The following is a 16,909-nucleotide window of genomic DNA, read 5'->3' on the forward strand; positions in this document are numbered from 1 at the left end:
AGCTCAACTCAAACTACAGGAAAGGAGCGAAGGACCAAACTAATCCCAGCATAACCCCGAAAAATTAATCGAAGAGTGGGTCAGAATTCGATGCAAATTCCGGGTCAGAATACAGTGCAATCTAACAGCCATCATGCTATATTTCCACGCGGAAATTTTGGATCGCGTTACCTGAACGTACTGCACCAGCATTGCAGGCTAAGCGCCCAAGGAAGCAAAGCTGTGCTCCATGACAAACACCCCATAGAACAACCTCAGGTCTACTGTTGCAAACAGTGCTGGTCAAGTCAAGTTTCTAAGCTTCACATTCAGCATTTAACTGCCCTACCCCATGGAGAAAATTTTGTCTGACCGCATTTTTCCAACACCCGTTAGTACAGGAATCAAACTGTCTCCGCACCATGTTGAAGTCCAATATGGAAAGCTGGCATTCGGCGGCGCCCCTCAAATAGTCCTATTTGCCAATCAAGATCAAGATGGTGACAAAAAATGGATGGCTGCGGGAAGCGGTTTCGCAGTGTTGCACGAGGGCTTGATTTCCATAGTGACGGCGGGGCACGTAGCGGCCGAATTAAAAGGGAAGCCACTTGTGCTGATCGGCCCACATGGCAGTGTATTGGTCTCGCCGAACCAATGCCGGTTGCTCTTCAACGAAGAGATTGACCTTGCGCTGATGACGATACCCTCAGTGGAACTGGCGGAGTTATTTGGAATATGCGTCTGCATTGAACTTGACGACCATGTGATGGATGCCGCCGATAGTGACGTCTCAGCCTTGTATCAGCTATATGGTTATCCGTTGGCGAAGAATAAATATAGCAAGACCAGCGGCTGGAAGATAAATGGATTTCGCGTTTCCCTTGGGAAGCAGCAGCCTGTTCCCGCCCGCTCCAAATTGCTGGACCTTGAACTACCTCTACTGGCTTTCCATATCGATCTTGAAAACATGATGGATGACCAATTGATGAAAGACAATCGGCTAGGGGCGCTGAAAGGAATGAGTGGTGGACCTGTGTTGCGGCATGCTGTCGGAGCTGAGCACGGTGCGGGCAAGATCGCGGGCATCTTCCTTGAATGGCATGCGACCGAGCGTACGGCGGTGGTACTACCAGCTGCTGCAATCAAGGCAGCATTGCAGACATGGGGACACCGAAATGCTGCCTAATCGGAAGTATTCAGTGACTTCCTTTCATTTACCTTCGACGGCTTGTCCGGGGAATTTTTCTCCCAAAAGCTGCGGCTAACTTGAGGTCAGCTGCTTCAGGCACTGTCTGCATTTGTTCAATTTAAACCAATACAACTTATGAACAATGAGCTGATTAATTTTTGTGCAGACCCACAATTGGTCGAGTTGCTAGAACGATCGAAAAGCAGCGAAGACTTGCTCGATCTACTCACGCCACGCGAAAACCAACATTCCGACTTGCTTGCATGGTGCTTCAACGCTAGGGAAGGCCACGGCCAAGGCGATGGAATATTGAAAGATTTTTTGCTTGCGGTATTTCGAGCCGGGACCGCAGACAAGCCTGGAGATCAAATATTCGGTCGCGGCCTGACCCGTGATTTTGTAAGCGCATGGCCCCCATCACGTATCTTGACAAGTAGTTTTTCTACTGCCATCTGCTACCGCGAATTTACACTTCAGACAACATCAGGCGATACAACAAATATGCGCTTGGATCTAGTTGTCGTTGACACAGAAAATCAGCTGCTAATAGTCATCGAAAACAAAGCAGGTGCCAGATTCCGCTCTGGACAGCTTAAGGGCTATCTCGAAGGAACTCAAAAGACACTTCTCGCACGAGCAGCCCTCAAGGACTTTCAGGTGGCGTTCGTGGCAATGGACGCAAATTACGATGCCGAAACAGAGCTTTCCGAGAACGACAATTTCGATCCTCGTTGGGCCAGGCTAAACTATGATTGGCTAAGGTCCGGTGCAAAGAGGGCTGAATTCGCGGTCAAACGTGGCAATCAAAGCGCAGCGTTACTACTATCCTACTGCCGACGCCAAACCGGGTGGGAGTCAGAGGCAATGCAAACCATGACACGCTTGGCGCGGGATCTCGCAATTCGCTATCCACGGGTCATCGAACAAATGCAGCGCGTCGCAAGCAAATTGCGTTCACCGGACTCGTGGACGCCCGGACTACTGCTTGCCAGTAGTGTCGATGGGCAGTTGCTAAGGCTGTATCTGCAAAACGAAATTGCGATCTCAAAGCTCTTTGATCTTTCGTCCTTGCAGTTGCTGCACGCCCGGCTCTGTGAACATGCGCCTCAACTTGATGGAGCATCCGAACTTTCTGAATACGGCCGCGTGTGGCGCAATTATCAACTCCCATTTGACCGGCCGATACCAATGGTGGACTCACAATGGCCACTATTCATGCGAATTCGCCATATCGACCCAGAAATCAAAGGACAGACTAAGATAAGAATTGCCCTACACTGGCGTCCGGCTTGTGTACCTGAGGAAGATCGGCTGGAAATTTGCACTTTGATTGGGCGCGCGTACGAGACGGCTATGGGAACAGCGAATCGAAAGAATGGAGTAACGCTATTTTCGGAAGTGTTTTCATCTGTCGATGCCGCCGAAGCCGCAGCAAAAAATATCTTCAAGCGATGCAACGACACGTTTGAGAAATAGTGCGCAACTTGAGGATCAAGACTGACAATTTGATTCCGTAAAATTGCACCAAACATCCCGCCTCCGCGAGACGGAAATTAAGAACGCTGGTCCGGTGCTGGTTAGCATTCTGGTGTTGTCGCAAGATCAGCATCATCAAGAAAATCGTTGGGGCGGGAATGTCGTTGACGGGGCCGATTCCAGGACCAGCCAATCGGCGGTCCGCAGCAGGTTTTTTACGCCGCTACTGCTCGATGAGCGCTTGCAGCGGATCAGCGAAGTTCCCGCGTATGCACTGAAACAACAGCGGACGGATCGTCCAAGCATTTTTCATCGGGGTTAGTTGCGGTTCGCCCATTGTAAATCTGCCGCTGTGCGGATCGCCCATGATGCCGCTGGTGGTGATAGAGTCGATTGGCGACGAAAGTGTGGGCAGCCGTCTTGAAAATCCTTGTGTCGGTGGTTCGATTCCGCCCCGGGCCACCAAGAATATAAAAAACGCCACCTTCGGGTGGCGTTTTTGTTTTTGGTCTCACAAAAAATGACTCCCTGGAAGTCGTCGCAACTTCCAGGGTTAGTTTTATTGCAGGCTTAGTTCGATGCTGGCAGCACCAGGCGACGCATGGCCGCCGCCGCGCCACCCGACAGCGCCGGAATCGGCGTCGCGATCATGCGGGCATCGCCAATGTAGAACAAAGTCTTGCCATCCGGGCTGACGGCGCCCAGCGCGCGCGTGTTGCACTCGTAGGCGCTCGTGGTGCAAGTCGGATAATCCTTCAGCTCGAAGTAACCCAGCAACGGTAAGTTGGTGCTGGTGACCATGCGCGTGCTGCTGTCAAACACATACACGCGCGGCTTGCTGGTCGTCCCCTCGTACAGGCCACTGCTGTCATACGCCATCACATACAACCGCGTGCCATCCGGCGAGAACAAGGGCGTGCGTCCAAAATAGCTGGCATCAGGGATCACCACCTTACCGATGATATTGAGATCGCGGTCCCACACCTGATACGTACCTTCCGCAAAGCGTTCGCCATGCAAGCTCTGCGCGCTCTCGAACCAATGGCCCAGGCCGCTGGGCGCCACTTGCGCCATCTGGCTGCTGCTGTCCAGCGACACGATCGGCGGCAGCGGCGAGTAGCTGGCCGATTGCACGATATTGATGCGCGATCCGTCGCCAGAAACCGACGCCCAACCAAACACATACGGGCCGCCAATATTGCCGAAGCTGCGCGTGACCAGGTCAAAATACGCCATGTAGCCGCTGCCGTCCTGCACCCCGGAAGCGCCGGAGAACAGCACTTTGCCGTCATTGCGCACCGCCATCCTTGGAAAGGTATTCAGCGTATCGCCCCACACGCCGCCAGCCGTGAAGCTGCCTTGTTCGGTCAGCGTGGCCGGATCGAACAGCTTGATCTGGCCGCTGGTGACCGTCACGATCAGGCTCTTGCCGTCCGGCGAGAGCGCCACCTCGTCGGCACTGGAGACCGGCACACTGCTGACGTTCCAGCTGGCGCCACTCTTACTGAAGCGCATCAGCGAACCCAGCGTCTTGTTGATGGTGAACAGCGCCTGCCGCTCGGGGTCGAACACCAACCCGCCCTTGCTGCCCTGCGTTGTCACCGCAGCGTAGGCGATGGCCGGCTGCGACACCGTCGCCAGCGTGACGGTGCCCGAACTGGCGCCCAGGCGATTGGACAGCGCCAGTGTGGCATCGCCCTGCGCCGCCGGCAGGCTCAACTCGAACTGGGTGTCGTTGACGCGCACAATCTTGGCAGGCTTGGTGCCCGTCACCTGCAACACCTGATTCAAATCGGTGATCGCGTCGAAGCCGCGGCCGCGCACAATGTAGTTGCCGGCCTCGCCGGACAGGCGCGTATGCGGGCTGATGTAACTCAGCTCCGGCAGCTTCTTGTCCAGCGTGACCGTGAACTTGGTGGCGGCGACTTTGCCGCCGGCCAAGGACAAGGTGATGTCGGCCGTGTGGGCGTGGAAGTTTGCCAGTTTCAGCATTTGCGCCACATTCACCGACACGCCCAGCTTATCGCCGCGCAGTGAACCGCTGGTGCGCGACAGTTGCAGCCAGCTGGCACTGCTGCTGGCCTGCCAGGCTTGCACTGGCAAGTTCGGCACGTCGATGCTGATCTGGCCACTCAAGGCAGACGCTGTGCTGGCCGCATCGACGGTCAGGGTCGAGGTGCCGCTGACGCTCCAGTCCGCCGACAGCACGTTCAGGGTAACCGGCACCGACACCGGCAGCACGTCCACGCCGCCGCCCAGCACCAGGTCGGCGCGGTAGACACCGGGACGCAGATTGGCGGCCGAGGCCACCACGCTGACGTTACCCGTCGCGCCTGTCGTCACGGCCAGCCAGCCGCTGTCGCCGCTACGATATTGCACACTGCTGGTCAGCGACTGGGCCCAGTTCGGCAGCGCCACCTTCAGTTGCTGGCCGCCGCTGGCAAAGCCGGTCGGCGCCGAGAAGTCCAGGCTGGCACGGTCTGGGCTGATGCTGGTCACCGAGGACGGATCGGCAGCGACGCGATAGGTCACCTGAACCGTCGCCAGGCGGTTACCCGCGTTGACCGTCACCTGCCCGTTATACAGGCCGGGCCCCTTCGACACGCCAACCACCGTCATGCCGCTGGCGGAAATATTCGCAACCTGCAGCCAGGCGGCGCTGGTCGTGGCGGAGAAACTGCTCACGCCGGTCGGCAGTTGCACTGCCACCGGCGCCGAGGCCGACGCGCCGGTCAGCGAGCTCAACTCCACACTGTCCGGCGTCACCTTCAAGCCCTTGCCGACGCTGACAGTGTAGGCGACATTGACCGGCGAGCCCTTGAAGTGCTGGTTGCATTGCGTATCGGCGCACATCGACAGCTTCAGCATGCCGGAATACTCACCAGCGGCCAGCCGCATTTTCGGATACACAGAGAACTGCGCCTGCGTCCCGTTGATGCGGGCCTCCACCCGGTCAATGGCCGTGCCCAGGTCCTCGCCACCGAAATAGGCGGTGGTCGGCACATTGCTGCCGCTGCCAGTGCCGACAATGATCTGCGACGGGATGACGCTACCCTCGTCCCCCGAAAACCGCAGCTGGGTCCGATCAATGCTCACGGAAAATCCGGGTGCCGGATCAGCGCTCGTACCGCCGCCGCCGGACGAGCCGCCACCGCTGCCGCCACTGCCGCCGCCACCGCAGGCGACCAGCAGCGACGACATCCCGATTGCAGCCAGATAGCGCAACTGATTTATTTTATAGATTAACAACATATTACTTCGGAGAATTTAGAAAAAAAGCAATTCTATCCGAATATTGTAAATCTATGTAAAGAGACATGGGACCAGTATCATGCCGAACACGCACTCAGTTAGCCGCGACCTTGGGCGCGATGGCGGCATCGGCCGCCTTGCGCATCAGGGCTTGCTCGGCGTGCTTGAAGCGGGCACTTTCCATGCCGCGCGCCAGTTGCGGCGCCAGTTCGGCCGGCACCTTCTGCTTGACCCAGGCTTCCAGCTCATCCGGCGGCAGCGCGCGCCAGAACAGCTCGGGAACGTATTGCGCCAGGTACAGCGAACCAAAAGGCTCAAACGGCGCCATCAACGCATCCGCGTTAGTGGTGAAACTGCTCCACGCCAGTTGCGGATGCTCGTCCGTCAGCCTGGCCAGCAAGGCCAGGCGCACCGTCCCGGCCTGCTTGGGAATTTCGTCCGACATGACGACGGCCACCGCCTGCTTGGCCAGCGCCGGATCGCGCACCGCCATCAAGGCCTGGTAATAGCGCCGTATCTCGGTCTCGTTCTTCGCGCTGCGGGCAATGGCGTGCAACTGCTCGAACTCGGCCGGCGTGGCGCCCAGCGCGACGATGGTCAATACCGTGGCCTGGTCTTCGGCCGCGATGCTGGCGCGATCAGCCACGAAGCCGGCGAAACGCTTGCGCGCATCGGCGATCACCTCGGCATCGCCCCAGGCGCCCAGTTCCGTCAACACCGCGCGGCGCAGTTTGACCACGCCGGGCGTGTCGTCCGCCCGCGCGTCCCAGCCCAGCTGGCGCGACAGCGGCTTGATCAGGTTGCGCGCATAGGTGCTGAACGCGTCGTGGCCCGGCGCACCGCGCTCATACGATTCGATGGTCGCCAGCACGCCGGTGATCTGTTCCCACGAGCGCTGGTTCTGCACCGTGCCCATGGCCGACGCCAGCGCCAGGTAGCTGCCCAGCGGCGCCGCGCCCGCTTCCGCCAGTGCCCACTGGTCATCCAGCATGGCGATGCGGTCGCCATCGGTCATCTTGGTGAAGTCGCGGGTATTGCGCGCCAGCGTGGCCTGGTCGTAGGCGACGCGGTAGTAACCGACCGCGTTGGCATTGACGGTCAGCGTCTCGGCGCAGTTGCCGGCGTCGATTTTCTGGCCGTCGCTGGTCAGCAGCACTGCCTTGGCGGCGCCGCTACCGCTACGCACCTGCAACGGCACCTGCCAGTGGCCCTTGCCCGTGCCCAGCCCTTGCAGCAGGAAGCGTTGCTGCGTCAGCGTGACGGTGCGCTTGCCATCGGCGCCGCAAGTGGCGGCCACCGACACCAGCGGGAAGCCCGGCTGGGTGGTCCACGAGGTGGCGATCGCGCTGACTTTATCGCCTTTGCCGCCCTTGCCGCCCGCCGTGTCGAGCGCGCGCCACAGGTCGCCGCCCAGCGTGTTGGAATAGGCGTGCTGCTTCATGTAGCTGCGGATGCCCTGGCGGAAGCGGTCCGGACCCATATGGTTTTCCAGCATGCGCAGCACGGCCTGCCCCTTGCTGTAAGTGATGGCCGGATCGAAGGCGCTGCTGGCCTCCAGTTCGTTGACCACGTGCTGAACGATGGGATGCACGCTGGCCTGGGCATCGGAAGTCATCGCCTCTTCCTTGGTGGCGTCCTCGCGCTCCCACCAGTGCCAGCTTGGATTGCGCAGGTCGGTTTCGCGCGCCGCCATCCACGAGGCGAAGCTTTCGTTGAGCCACAGGTCGTCCCACCAGCCCATGGTCACCAGGTCGCCGAACCACTGGTGCGCCATTTCGTGCGCCTGGATCGAGAACACGCCCTGGCGGTTGGCCAGCGTGCTCGATGGCGTGATCAGCAGCGCCTGGTCGTTATAGGTGATGGCGCCCCAGTTTTCCATCGCGCCGCTGAAGCCGCCAGGCACCGCGATCGAGGTCAGCTTGGGCAACGGGTACTTGACGCCGAAATAATCGTTGTAATCGTCGAGGATCTGCTGCGCCGCCGCCAGCGCCGCGCGGCCGCCCTCTTCCTGGCCCTTGACCGCCACCACGTTGAAGTGCGTGCCGTTGTGGTCGGCGCTGATCTCGGCCAGCTCGCCGGCCGAGAACTCCACCAGATAGGAAGCCATCTTCGGCGTCGCGCTGAATACGGTGGTGGCCAGTTCGCCATCGACCTTGCGGGATGCCGGCGGCATGTTCGAATACACCGCCCACTTGGCCGGCACCGTCACGCTCAGCTTGAACACGGCGCGGAAGGCCGGCTCGTCCCAGCAAGGGAACATGCGGCGCGCGTCGGTGGCTTCGAACTGGGTGCTGAGCATCTCGCCCTGCACGCCATCCGGCGTTTTGTATTGTTGGGCGAACAGGCCGACCGCCTTGGTTTCGATCTGACCGGTGTAGTCGAAGCTGAGCGTGTGGCGGCCTTTGCGCGCCGGGGCGGCGAGGGTCACCGTGGTCAGCTGCTTGTCGTCGCTGGAGTCGACACTCTTGACCGGTTTGCCGTCCAGCAGCACATTGCTGAGCTTTTGATTCAGCGAGTTGAACTGGATGGTGGCGGTGGCTTCCTTGAAGTCGAGCAGGATGGTTTCCTTGCCGGCGATCTTGCGCGCGGCGGCATCCGGCGTCAGGGCGATGCTGTATTCGAGCGGCACCACGTTCTTGGGCAGGCGGCCCGGGGCGGTCGCGAAGTTAAAGATGGCCGGGGCGGCGTCGCGCGCCAACACCGGAATAGACGGGAAAGCCAACGCAAACGCCAAACTCAACACACCTGCACGCATATTCCACTCCTGATAGAAAGCCAGCGGATCGCCGGCGATGGACGAAATGACAAGCAGATGACTATACAGCATTTACCTCGACATATTTTTATCAATATGGTAACTTACAAATATAGTAACGCTCTCATCCCCCTAGCCTGACCACCGCCCACTTTCGCCAAGGGGAACGCATGCGTATTGAAATCCGCTTTGCCTGGATCATCGCCGCGTGCTTCGGCCTGGGATTGCTGATCGCCGGCTACAGCTCGTTCCGGCTGGAACAGCGCCAGGCGCACGAAGAGGTCAAGCTCAAGGCCGACATGCTGCTCGATACGGCCTCGGCGGTGCGGGAATACACCAGCGACGAAGTGGCCGCTGTGGTCAGCAAGCTACAGGACGGCAGCTTCCACCCGCAGCAAGTACCGTCGTTCTCGGCCCAGAACGCCATCGCCCGCGTCACCAAAAAATACACCGGCTACACCTACCGCGAAAGCTCGCTGAACCCGACCAATCCGAATGACCGCGCCAGCGACTGGGAAGTCGGGCTGATCCGCAGCTTCCAGGGCGACAAGGCGCGCCGCGAGTTGTCCGGCGAAATTGGCAGCAGCGCCGACAAGCGTTTCTATGTGGCCCGGCCGATCCGCCTGAGTTCCGCCGCCTGCCTGCAATGCCATAGCACGGCGGCGGCGGCGCCGGCCGTCATGGTGGCGCGCTATGGCCCCAACAACGGCTTCGGCTGGACCATGAACGACGTGGTCGGCCTGCAGATTGTCGAAGTGCCGACGGCCACCGCCCGCTCAAAGGCGCTCAACAGCGTGCTGTTGACGGTCACCTCGCTCACTTCGGTGTTCGTGCTGTCGGCGGTGGCGGTGCTGACGCTGCTGCGGCGCTACGTTTCGCGGCCGCTGGAATCGCTGACGGCGGCGGCCAACCGTTCCAGCGTCGAGCAACATGGCGACGTCGCCGCGCCGTCGGCCGGCGGCCAGTTCGGCGAACTGCATCTGGCCATCCAGCGTCTGCGCACCAGTGTCGACCAGACGCTGCGCATGCTGGAAACCCGCGGCGGCCGCGGCGACAAGCCAGACGACAAAGCGTGACGCCATGTGGCCCCTGATCACCATGACCCTGGCCGCCCTGCTGTGGCTATTGAGCGGCACGCTGGGCGCGACCGCGCTCGATCCATCCTTCCTGCCCTACCAGTGGCTGCAAATGCTGACGCTGGCGCTCAGCGCGTTGGCGGCGGTGCAGGTGCTGCACCGGCTGGTGAGCCTGATGCTGCAACGCGCCAACGGCGCCACCGGCACCGCCACCTCCGACCTGCTGCGGGCGGTGGTCGGCATTGCGCTGTACCTGGTGGCCGGCGTGTTATTCCTGCGCCACGGCCTGGGGCTGGACATCGGCAACGTGGTGCTGACCTCGGCCGCGCTGTCGGTCGTCATCGGGCTGGCGCTGCAACCGCTGCTGGGCCACCTGTTCGCCGGCGTCTCGATCGAACTGGAACGCACGCTGCGCGTGGGCGACCATATCCGGCGCGACGAGCTGGAAGGCCGGGTGGTGTCGCTGAGCTGGCGCTCGGTGCGGATGGTCACCGTGCGCCGCTCGTCGCTGGTGATCCCCAACAGCGACTTCACCAGCCGCGCGATCGAAATCATCCCGGCCGAACAGCCGTACCGGCACGAAGTGCTGTTCAGCGTCGACGCCACCACCAGCCCCGGCGTAGTGCTGCGGCTGGGCGGACAGGCGCTGCGCAGCGGCCTGACCAACGCCCTCAGCACGCCCGAACCCAGTATTCTGCTGGTCGGCAATGACGCCCGCAACGGCACCATCAATTATGCCGCCCGCTTCTTCACGCTGGACTATCTGAACCGGCGCGTCGCCGCCTCGGAGTTCCTGGAGCGCTTCTGGTATGCGCTGTCACGCGACGGACTACGTTATCCGCTGCACTACCGTCAAAGCGAAGCCGCCAGCGACATGGCCGCCCTGCCCGGCATCAGCGCCGCGCTGCAACAGATGTTACTGGAAAGCGGCCACCGCCATCACTACGCGCGCCGCGAGAAGCTGGCTGGCGGCATGATCGCGCTGGTGCTGCACGGCAGCCTGCAACTGGCGTCACAGCCGGACCCGCAACATGATGAAGCAGCCTTGCAGCGCCTGCTGGTCCAGCTGTCCAGCGTCGGCCACAAGCCAGGGCCGTCCCGCCTGGCGCCGGAACAGCGCGCGGCGCTGCTCAACGACGCCAAGCTGGTGCTGGGACCGCTGGCGCATCCGCTGTGCGAACGCATCGCGGCGCTGACCGAAAATCCCTTGCTGGCCTATCGCGCGCTGGCCCAATCCTGTACCCATCCAGCGCAGCGGGCAGCCTTGCTGGAAAAGGCGCCGTCGCATTCGCTGCGCTCGCTGCGCCAGGGCGACTGGCTGGGCTGGACGCAGGCGCTGGGCGTATCCGTCGCGCAGGAGGTGCAAGCGGGCGAGGAAGGCTGCGAAGTGTTCAGCTGGCCGGCGGCCGAGTTGCGCGCCGCGCTGGCTGGCGCCACGGCCGACGATCTTGGCGAACTGATGGCGCAAGCGCGGCGCGGAACCGGCGGCGGCCGCGCCTTCACCCAGGCGCAGCTGATGAACTGGCTGCAGGCGCGGACGGCGCGCGCCACGCAACCGGTGGCGCAACACGAAGCGGGAGTCAGCGTTTTTTGATCTAGCGCAAAGATCGGGCTGGACGGGATCACTAGAATCCACCACTTTGCCCGCCGTTTATGCTCAAAGCTCCCGAACTTCTCCTGCCCGCCGGCTCGCTCGACAAGATGCACGCCGCCTTCGACTTTGGCGCCGACGCCGTCTACGCCGGCCAGCCGCGCTACAGCCTGCGCGTGCGCAACAACGATTTCTCCACCCTGCCGACGCTGCAGCAAGGCATCGAAGGCGCCCACGCACGCGGCAAGCAGTTTTTCGTCGCCAGCAATATCTTCGCCCATAACGCCAAGCTCAAGACCTATCTACGCGACATGGAACCGGTGATCGCCATGAAGCCGGATGCGCTGATCATGGCCGATCCCGGCCTGATCATGATGGTGCGCGACAAATGGCCGGAGGTGCCGGTGCACCTGTCGGTGCAGGCCAACGCCGTCAACTGGGCCGACGTCAAGTTCTGGCACCGCATGGGGCTGACGCGGGTGATCCTGTCGCGCGAATTGTCGCTCGATGAAATCGAGGAAATCCGCCAGCAGTGCCCGGAGATGGAACTGGAAGTGTTTGTGCACGGCGCGCTGTGCATCGCCTATTCGGGCCGCTGCCTGCTGTCCGGCTACTTCAACCATCGCGATCCCAACCAGGGCACCTGCACCAACTCCTGCCGCTGGGACTACAAGGTGCAGCACGCCGCCGAAGACGCCACCGGCGATTTCGCCCAGGTGATTCCGCTGCAATTCCAGAAAGCCTTACAGGAAGCCGAGCAGCGGCCGTTCTCGTCGCTCCACCAGCAGCCGCGCCACCCGCTGGCCGACCACGCCTACCTGATCGAGGAAGCCGAACGCCCCGGCCAGCTGATGCCGATCATGGAAGATGAACACGGCACCTACATCATGAACTCCAAGGACTTGCGCGCGGTCGAGCATATCGAGCGGCTGGTGAAAATCGGCGTCGACTCGCTGAAGGTGGAAGGCCGCACCAAGTCGCTGTACTACGCGGCGCGCACGGCGCAGGTGTACCGCAGGGCCATTGACGACGCCGTGGCCGGCCGCCCGTTCAATATCGACCTGCTGGGCCAGTTGCAAGGGCTGGCCAACCGCGGCTACACGGACGGCTTCTACCAGCGCCACCACACCCAGACTTACCAGAACTATATGCGCGGCGCATCCGAGGCCAACCGCAGCCAGTACATCGGCGACGTTCTGAGTGTGCAGGATGGCTGGGCACGGGTGGAAGTGAAGAACCGCTTTGCCGTCGGCGACCGGCTGGAGGTGATCCATCCGCAAGGCAATCGCGACATCGAACTGACCCGCATGCTGAACGACGACGGCGCCGAGATCAGCGTGGCGCCCGGCAGCGGTCACTTCGTCCGCATCGCGCTGGATGCGTCGCTGGACCGCGCCTTACTGGCGCGCTACCTGTAGGCGACGTAGACCCACCGCTTGGCAGGCTTGTCGCCGGCGCGACAATATGTCACCATGGCAACTTGAGTTACTAACGAGAATTGTCATGTTCAAACTGGCAATGTTGATCGCCACCCTGCTCGCGGCCGGCGCTGCAGCGGCGCAGTCCGATGCAGACCGCCTGACGATGCTGGTCAACGCCTACCGCGCGGCGCCCGGCACTTGCCAGGGGCAGCAGGCAGCGGCGCTGCCGCCATTGACGCCCCAGCCGGCGCTGGCGGCCGTGCGACTGACGCCGGGCAGCATCCTGTCCGCCGCACTGGAACGCGCCGGCTACAACAATAACAAGGCGGATGCGATCTCGATCGACGGCGCCAACACGCCGCAAGACGCCATGGCCGCCATCCAGCAGTTCTACTGCGGCAAGCTGCTCAGTACCGGCTACACCGACATCGGCAGCACGCGCAATGGCGCCGAATGGACCGTGGTGCTGGCCCAGGCCGCCGCAGCGCTGCCGTCCACCAACTGGCCCGACTGGCGCGACGCCGGCCAGGAGATCCTGCTGGAAGTGAATGCGGCCCGCGCCAGCGGCCAGGATTGTGGCGGCAAATTCATGCCGCCGGCGCCGCCGCTCAGCTGGAACGCGCAACTGGGTGACACGGCACTGGGCCACAGCAGCGACATGGCGTCGAAACGCTACTTCAATCACGTCGCCAAAGATGGCAGCGATGTCGGTGTCCGTTCGCGCCGCAACAACTACAACTGGAGCCGCATCGGCGAAAACATCGCCTTCGGCGTCAACACACCGCACGAAGCGGTAGCCGGCTGGCTGTCCAGCCCCGGCCACTGCCTTAACATCATGAATCCCGGACTCACCGAGATGGGTGCGGCGTACGCCGTCACGCCGGATAAGCAAGCCGGCCTGACTTACTGGACGCAGGTCTTCGGCAAACCGCGCCAGCAGTAGGCGCTTACCACATCAGATCATCAGGGATCTTGAAGGCGGCGTAAGGATCATCCTCTTCCACCTCGGCGGTGACCTGCTTGACGCGTACCACGATGCCAGGATTGCGCTCGGCGATCTTGTCGGCGATCACGCGCGGCACCAGCTCATAGCCGCCGCCCTCGCCCACGATCACCAGCCGCCCGGCCACCAGATGCTCGCGCACCGCGGGCGTCACGTAGATCCGCTCGATCTTGGTGCCGAAGGTGAAGTTGTAGGCGATATCGGCGTGGTTGCCCTTGCTCTGCTTATTCTGCTGCACCATCTGCGTGATCTGCGCGGCGATGGCTTTCTGTTGCGCGGCGGCGTCACGCTCGGCGTTGGCCAGGCGCGCCTTCTCCGCATTCGCGCGTTGCAGCTCCTGCGCCGCCAGCTTGGTCTCGTCCACGCTCTCGACACCGGCGCGGCGATTGTCCTTCTGCTGCTTGCTCTTGTTCTGATTGGCGACTTTGACTTTGCTCTTGTCGACCAAGCCGGCTTTTAATAACTGATCCGCCAGTCCCATGATGCTCACTCCTTTTCAACGAAGGCGATAGCATACCATTACTACTGCTGCTGCCAGCCGCCGCCCAGCGCCAGGAACAGCGCGATCTGGTCAGTCGCCAGCGTGGCGTCGGATGCCGCCCAGGCGGCGTCGGTGGCGGCCAGCGTGCGGTCGGCGTCCAGCACCGACAGGAAATCGGTGCGGCCGTACTGGTACAGGCGGTGCGACTGTTCGGATGCCAGCGCGCTTTCGTCACGCGCCGTCTTCAGCGCGGCGTTGCGGTCCAGTTCACGCGCATAGACGGTCATCGCGCTTTCCACTTCCTTCAGCGCGTTGAGCACCGTGCCGTCGAACTTGGCCAGCGCGCCGTCGGTGCCGGCTTCCGCCTGAGCGATGCGGCTGCGCGCGGAGCCGGTGTCCGGCAGCGTCCACGAAATCAGCGGGCCAACGCTCCAGCGCGTGGCGTTGGCGGCGCCGAAGTGATCCAGCAGGCCGGTGCTGCCGACCGAGGCGCCCAGGCTGATGCTCGGATACAGGTCGGCTGTCGCCACACCAATGCGCGCGGTGGCGCCGGCCAGCGTACGTTCGGCCTGGCGGATGTCCGGACGGCGGCGCAACAGCGCGGCGCCATCGCCCACCGGAATCTGCGTCGTCAGGCGCGGTGCGGCCTGGCACTGCAGCAGGTGCATATTCATTTCCTGCGGCGTCTGGCCGGTCAGCGCGGCCAGACGGTAATGCGCGATGCGGTGCTGCGCCGCCAGCGGTGGCAAGGCGGCCTGCAACTGCGCCAGCTGGCTGCGGGCACGGGCGCCGTCGATGGCGGTGCCACGGCCGGCGCGGGTGCGTTCATCGGTCAGCGCGACAAACTTCTGCTGCAAGTCGACCGCCTGCTGGGCCACGGCCATCTGCCGCACCGCTGAACAGGCGTCGGCGTAGGCGCGCGCGGTGTCGGCGGCGACGGTCACGCGCACCAGGTCAACACCCGCTTGCGCGGCCTGGGTGTCGGCGTTAGCCGCTTCCACTGCACGGGCGATCTTGCCGAACATATCGGTCTGGTACGACACGCGCACGCCGACGTCGTAGTTGAATTTATCCGGCAGCGCTTTCGGCGAACCAATCGGCACGCCCGATGAGCGACCCACGCCCGGCGCAGCGCTGATACTGACTTCCGGCTTGCGCTCTTCTTCCGCCTGATCCAGCACAGCCCGGGTGCGCGCCAGGTTGGCGGCGGCCACGCGCAGGTCGGTGTTGGCGGCGAAGGCTTGCTGTATCAGCTGGTCCAGCACCGGATCGTCGTACAGGCGCCACCAGTGATCCGGCAGCGGCGCCGATTTGTAGGCTGCTTCCGCCGTGCCGAGGAACGGCGCGGCGGCTTGCGGACGTTTGATCACGGCCTGCTCCGGCACCTTGTAATTGGGGCCGACGGTGCCGCAGGCGGCCAGCGCGGCGGCCAGGGCCATGCCGCTTAATAGCTTGAGTGAGTTCATGCTGTCCTCCGCATTACGAACGTTTGGTCTGCACGTCAACCGTCACGGTCTGGCCGGCGACCAGGCGCGCGCCGGCCGGCAAGGCGTCCAGCTTGATGCGCACCGGGATGCGCTGCGCCAGCCGCACCCAGTTGAAGGTCGGATTGACGCTGGAGAGCAGGTTGGACGAGGTGCTGCGGTCGCGGTCCGCCACGCCGCCGGACAGGCTTTCCACATGGCCCTTGAGGCGCAGCGATTCACCCATCGGCAGCACCAGCACGGCGTCGCCGATCTGGATCGCCGGCAGCTTGGTCTCTTCGAAATAGCCTTCGACGTAGTAGGAGTCGCTGTCGATCAGCGCCATCACGGCGCGGCCGGCGCTGACGTAGGAGCCGGTGCGCAGGTCGAGATTGGAGACGGTGCCGTTCACCGGCGACACCACGCGGGTGCGTTGCAGATTCAGCTTGGCCACATCGCGGGCCACTACTGCCTGCGCCAGCGCGGCGCGCAGCTGGTCGACGCGCGACGATCCCTGCTCGCGGGCTTCGGCCGACACCAGGTCGCGCAGGTCATTGTTGCGGCGCGATTCCTTCAGTGCCTGGTCCAGCGTGGCGCGTTGTGCCAGCTCTGCGGCTTCAGCCTGGCGCAGCGCCAGTTCAAAGCGCGCGCGGTCGACTTCAAACAGCACGTCGCCGATTTTTACCTGCTGGTTATCGTGCACCAGCACATTGGTGACCTGGCCGGTAACGTCCGGCGCTACCTGCACCACGTCCGCTTTCACGCGGCCGTCGCGGGTCCACGGTTCCACTTCATAGTGCTGCCACAGGCGCCATCCCAGCACGCACGCCACGGCCACAGCGGCCATCGTCACAATAAACCGGCCCAGGGCCAGCAGAGGAGTTTTGAGGTTCATGTTTAGCCCCGATTCGTTAATATCATGGAGAAGCTGCCCAGCAAGATGAAGAACAGCGCAAATTCAAACAGCGCGGGATGCCATACCATTCGGTAGAAGCCAATCCGCATCAGCAGCCGGCCCAGCACGCGCGTGCACACCAGCGCGAGGATGGACAACAGCAGCAAGGTGGGTACGTATAGTCCGTACAGACTCAATTCAGCAATCACGATGCAATCTCCGGTTGATAGGCGGCCGCGCGCGGGAACAGGTCGCGCCGCATGCTGGCCAGTGCGGCCGCCGCTTGCGGACGCGCCGCGCCGATGCCACCGTCGGCGCCGGTCGCTGC

General features: G+C 62.5%; 13 protein-coding genes. 7 read left to right on the forward strand and 6 right to left on the reverse strand.

Annotated features, from left to right (window positions below; all coding sequences use genetic code 11):
• Positions 1-331 precede the first annotated feature (331 nt).
• The 3 genes from GTP69_RS29720 to GTP69_RS29730 all read left to right on the forward strand — a co-directional run bounded on the left by GTP69_RS29720 (position 332) and on the right by GTP69_RS29730 (position 3,168).
• Positions 332-1,165, forward strand: coding sequence for a S1 family serine peptidase (locus GTP69_RS29720; protein ID WP_161058242.1), 834 nt, complete (start codon positions 332-334; stop codon positions 1,163-1,165).
• 138 nt (positions 1,166-1,303) lie between these two features.
• The gene (locus tag GTP69_RS29725; protein ID WP_161058243.1) at positions 1,304-2,644 is read left to right on the forward strand and encodes a PDDEXK-like family protein; all 1,341 of its coding nucleotides are present in this window, start codon (positions 1,304-1,306) and stop codon (positions 2,642-2,644) included.
• Positions 2,645-3,009: 365 nt separating this feature from the next.
• A complete protein-coding gene (locus GTP69_RS29730; protein ID WP_161058244.1) occupies positions 3,010-3,168 on the forward strand; it encodes a hypothetical protein in 159 nt (52 codons plus the stop codon).
• Positions 3,169-3,214: 46 nt separating this feature from the next.
• On the opposite strand, the gene GTP69_RS29735 is transcribed toward GTP69_RS29730, so the two are convergent.
• Positions 3,215-5,845: a hypothetical protein gene (locus GTP69_RS29735; protein WP_161058245.1), complete on the reverse strand. Its 2,631-nt coding sequence runs from the start codon at positions 5,843-5,845 to the stop codon at positions 3,215-3,217.
• A 145-nt stretch (positions 5,846-5,990) separates the two neighbouring features.
• Positions 5,991-8,723: a M1 family metallopeptidase gene (locus GTP69_RS29740; RefSeq protein ID WP_161058246.1), complete on the reverse strand. Its 2,733-nt coding sequence runs from the start codon at positions 8,721-8,723 to the stop codon at positions 5,991-5,993.
• Between the two features lie 98 nt (positions 8,724-8,821).
• Here GTP69_RS29740 and GTP69_RS29745 point away from each other — a divergent pair, with 98 nt between their 5' ends.
• The 4 genes from GTP69_RS29745 (at position 8,822) to GTP69_RS29760 (ending at position 13,682) form a co-directional block, all read left to right on the forward strand.
• The gene (locus GTP69_RS29745; RefSeq protein WP_161058247.1) at positions 8,822-9,727 is read left to right on the forward strand and encodes a Tll0287-like domain-containing protein; all 906 of its coding nucleotides are present in this window, start codon (positions 8,822-8,824) and stop codon (positions 9,725-9,727) included.
• Between the two features lie 4 nt (positions 9,728-9,731).
• Positions 9,732-11,321 (forward strand): mechanosensitive ion channel family protein, encoded by a 1,590-nt coding sequence (locus tag GTP69_RS29750; protein ID WP_161058248.1) that lies wholly within the window; start codon positions 9,732-9,734, stop codon positions 11,319-11,321.
• A 59-nt stretch (positions 11,322-11,380) separates the two neighbouring features.
• Positions 11,381-12,736, forward strand: coding sequence for a prephenate-dependent tRNA uridine(34) hydroxylase TrhP (gene trhP, locus GTP69_RS29755; protein WP_161058249.1), 1,356 nt, complete (start codon positions 11,381-11,383; stop codon positions 12,734-12,736).
• Positions 12,737-12,821: 85 nt separating this feature from the next.
• Positions 12,822-13,682: a CAP domain-containing protein gene (locus GTP69_RS29760; RefSeq protein ID WP_229261214.1), complete on the forward strand. Its 861-nt coding sequence runs from the start codon at positions 12,822-12,824 to the stop codon at positions 13,680-13,682.
• 4 nt (positions 13,683-13,686) lie between these two features.
• Here GTP69_RS29760 and GTP69_RS29765 read toward each other — a convergent pair whose 3' ends face one another.
• The 4 genes from GTP69_RS29765 to GTP69_RS29780 are packed head-to-tail and all read right to left on the reverse strand — an operon-like array spanning position 13,687 to position 16,790.
• On the reverse strand, positions 13,687-14,223 hold the full coding sequence (locus GTP69_RS29765; protein ID WP_202424629.1) for a DUF2058 domain-containing protein: 537 nt from the start codon (positions 14,221-14,223) through the stop codon (positions 13,687-13,689).
• Between the two features lie 41 nt (positions 14,224-14,264).
• Entirely contained in the window at positions 14,265-15,689 is a 1,425-nt protein-coding gene (locus tag GTP69_RS29770; protein WP_161058251.1) for an efflux transporter outer membrane subunit, read from the reverse strand.
• A 13-nt stretch (positions 15,690-15,702) separates the two neighbouring features.
• Positions 15,703-16,581, reverse strand: coding sequence for an efflux RND transporter periplasmic adaptor subunit (locus tag GTP69_RS29775; protein ID WP_161058252.1), 879 nt, complete (start codon positions 16,579-16,581; stop codon positions 15,703-15,705).
• 2 nt (positions 16,582-16,583) lie between these two features.
• On the reverse strand, positions 16,584-16,790 hold the full coding sequence (locus tag GTP69_RS29780) for a DUF1656 domain-containing protein (RefSeq protein ID WP_161058253.1): 207 nt from the start codon (positions 16,788-16,790) through the stop codon (positions 16,584-16,586).
• Positions 16,791-16,909 lie beyond the last annotated feature (119 nt).

Source organism: Duganella levis, assembly GCF_009857605.1.
Lineage (GTDB): Bacteria > Pseudomonadota > Gammaproteobacteria > Burkholderiales > Burkholderiaceae_D > Rugamonas > Rugamonas levis.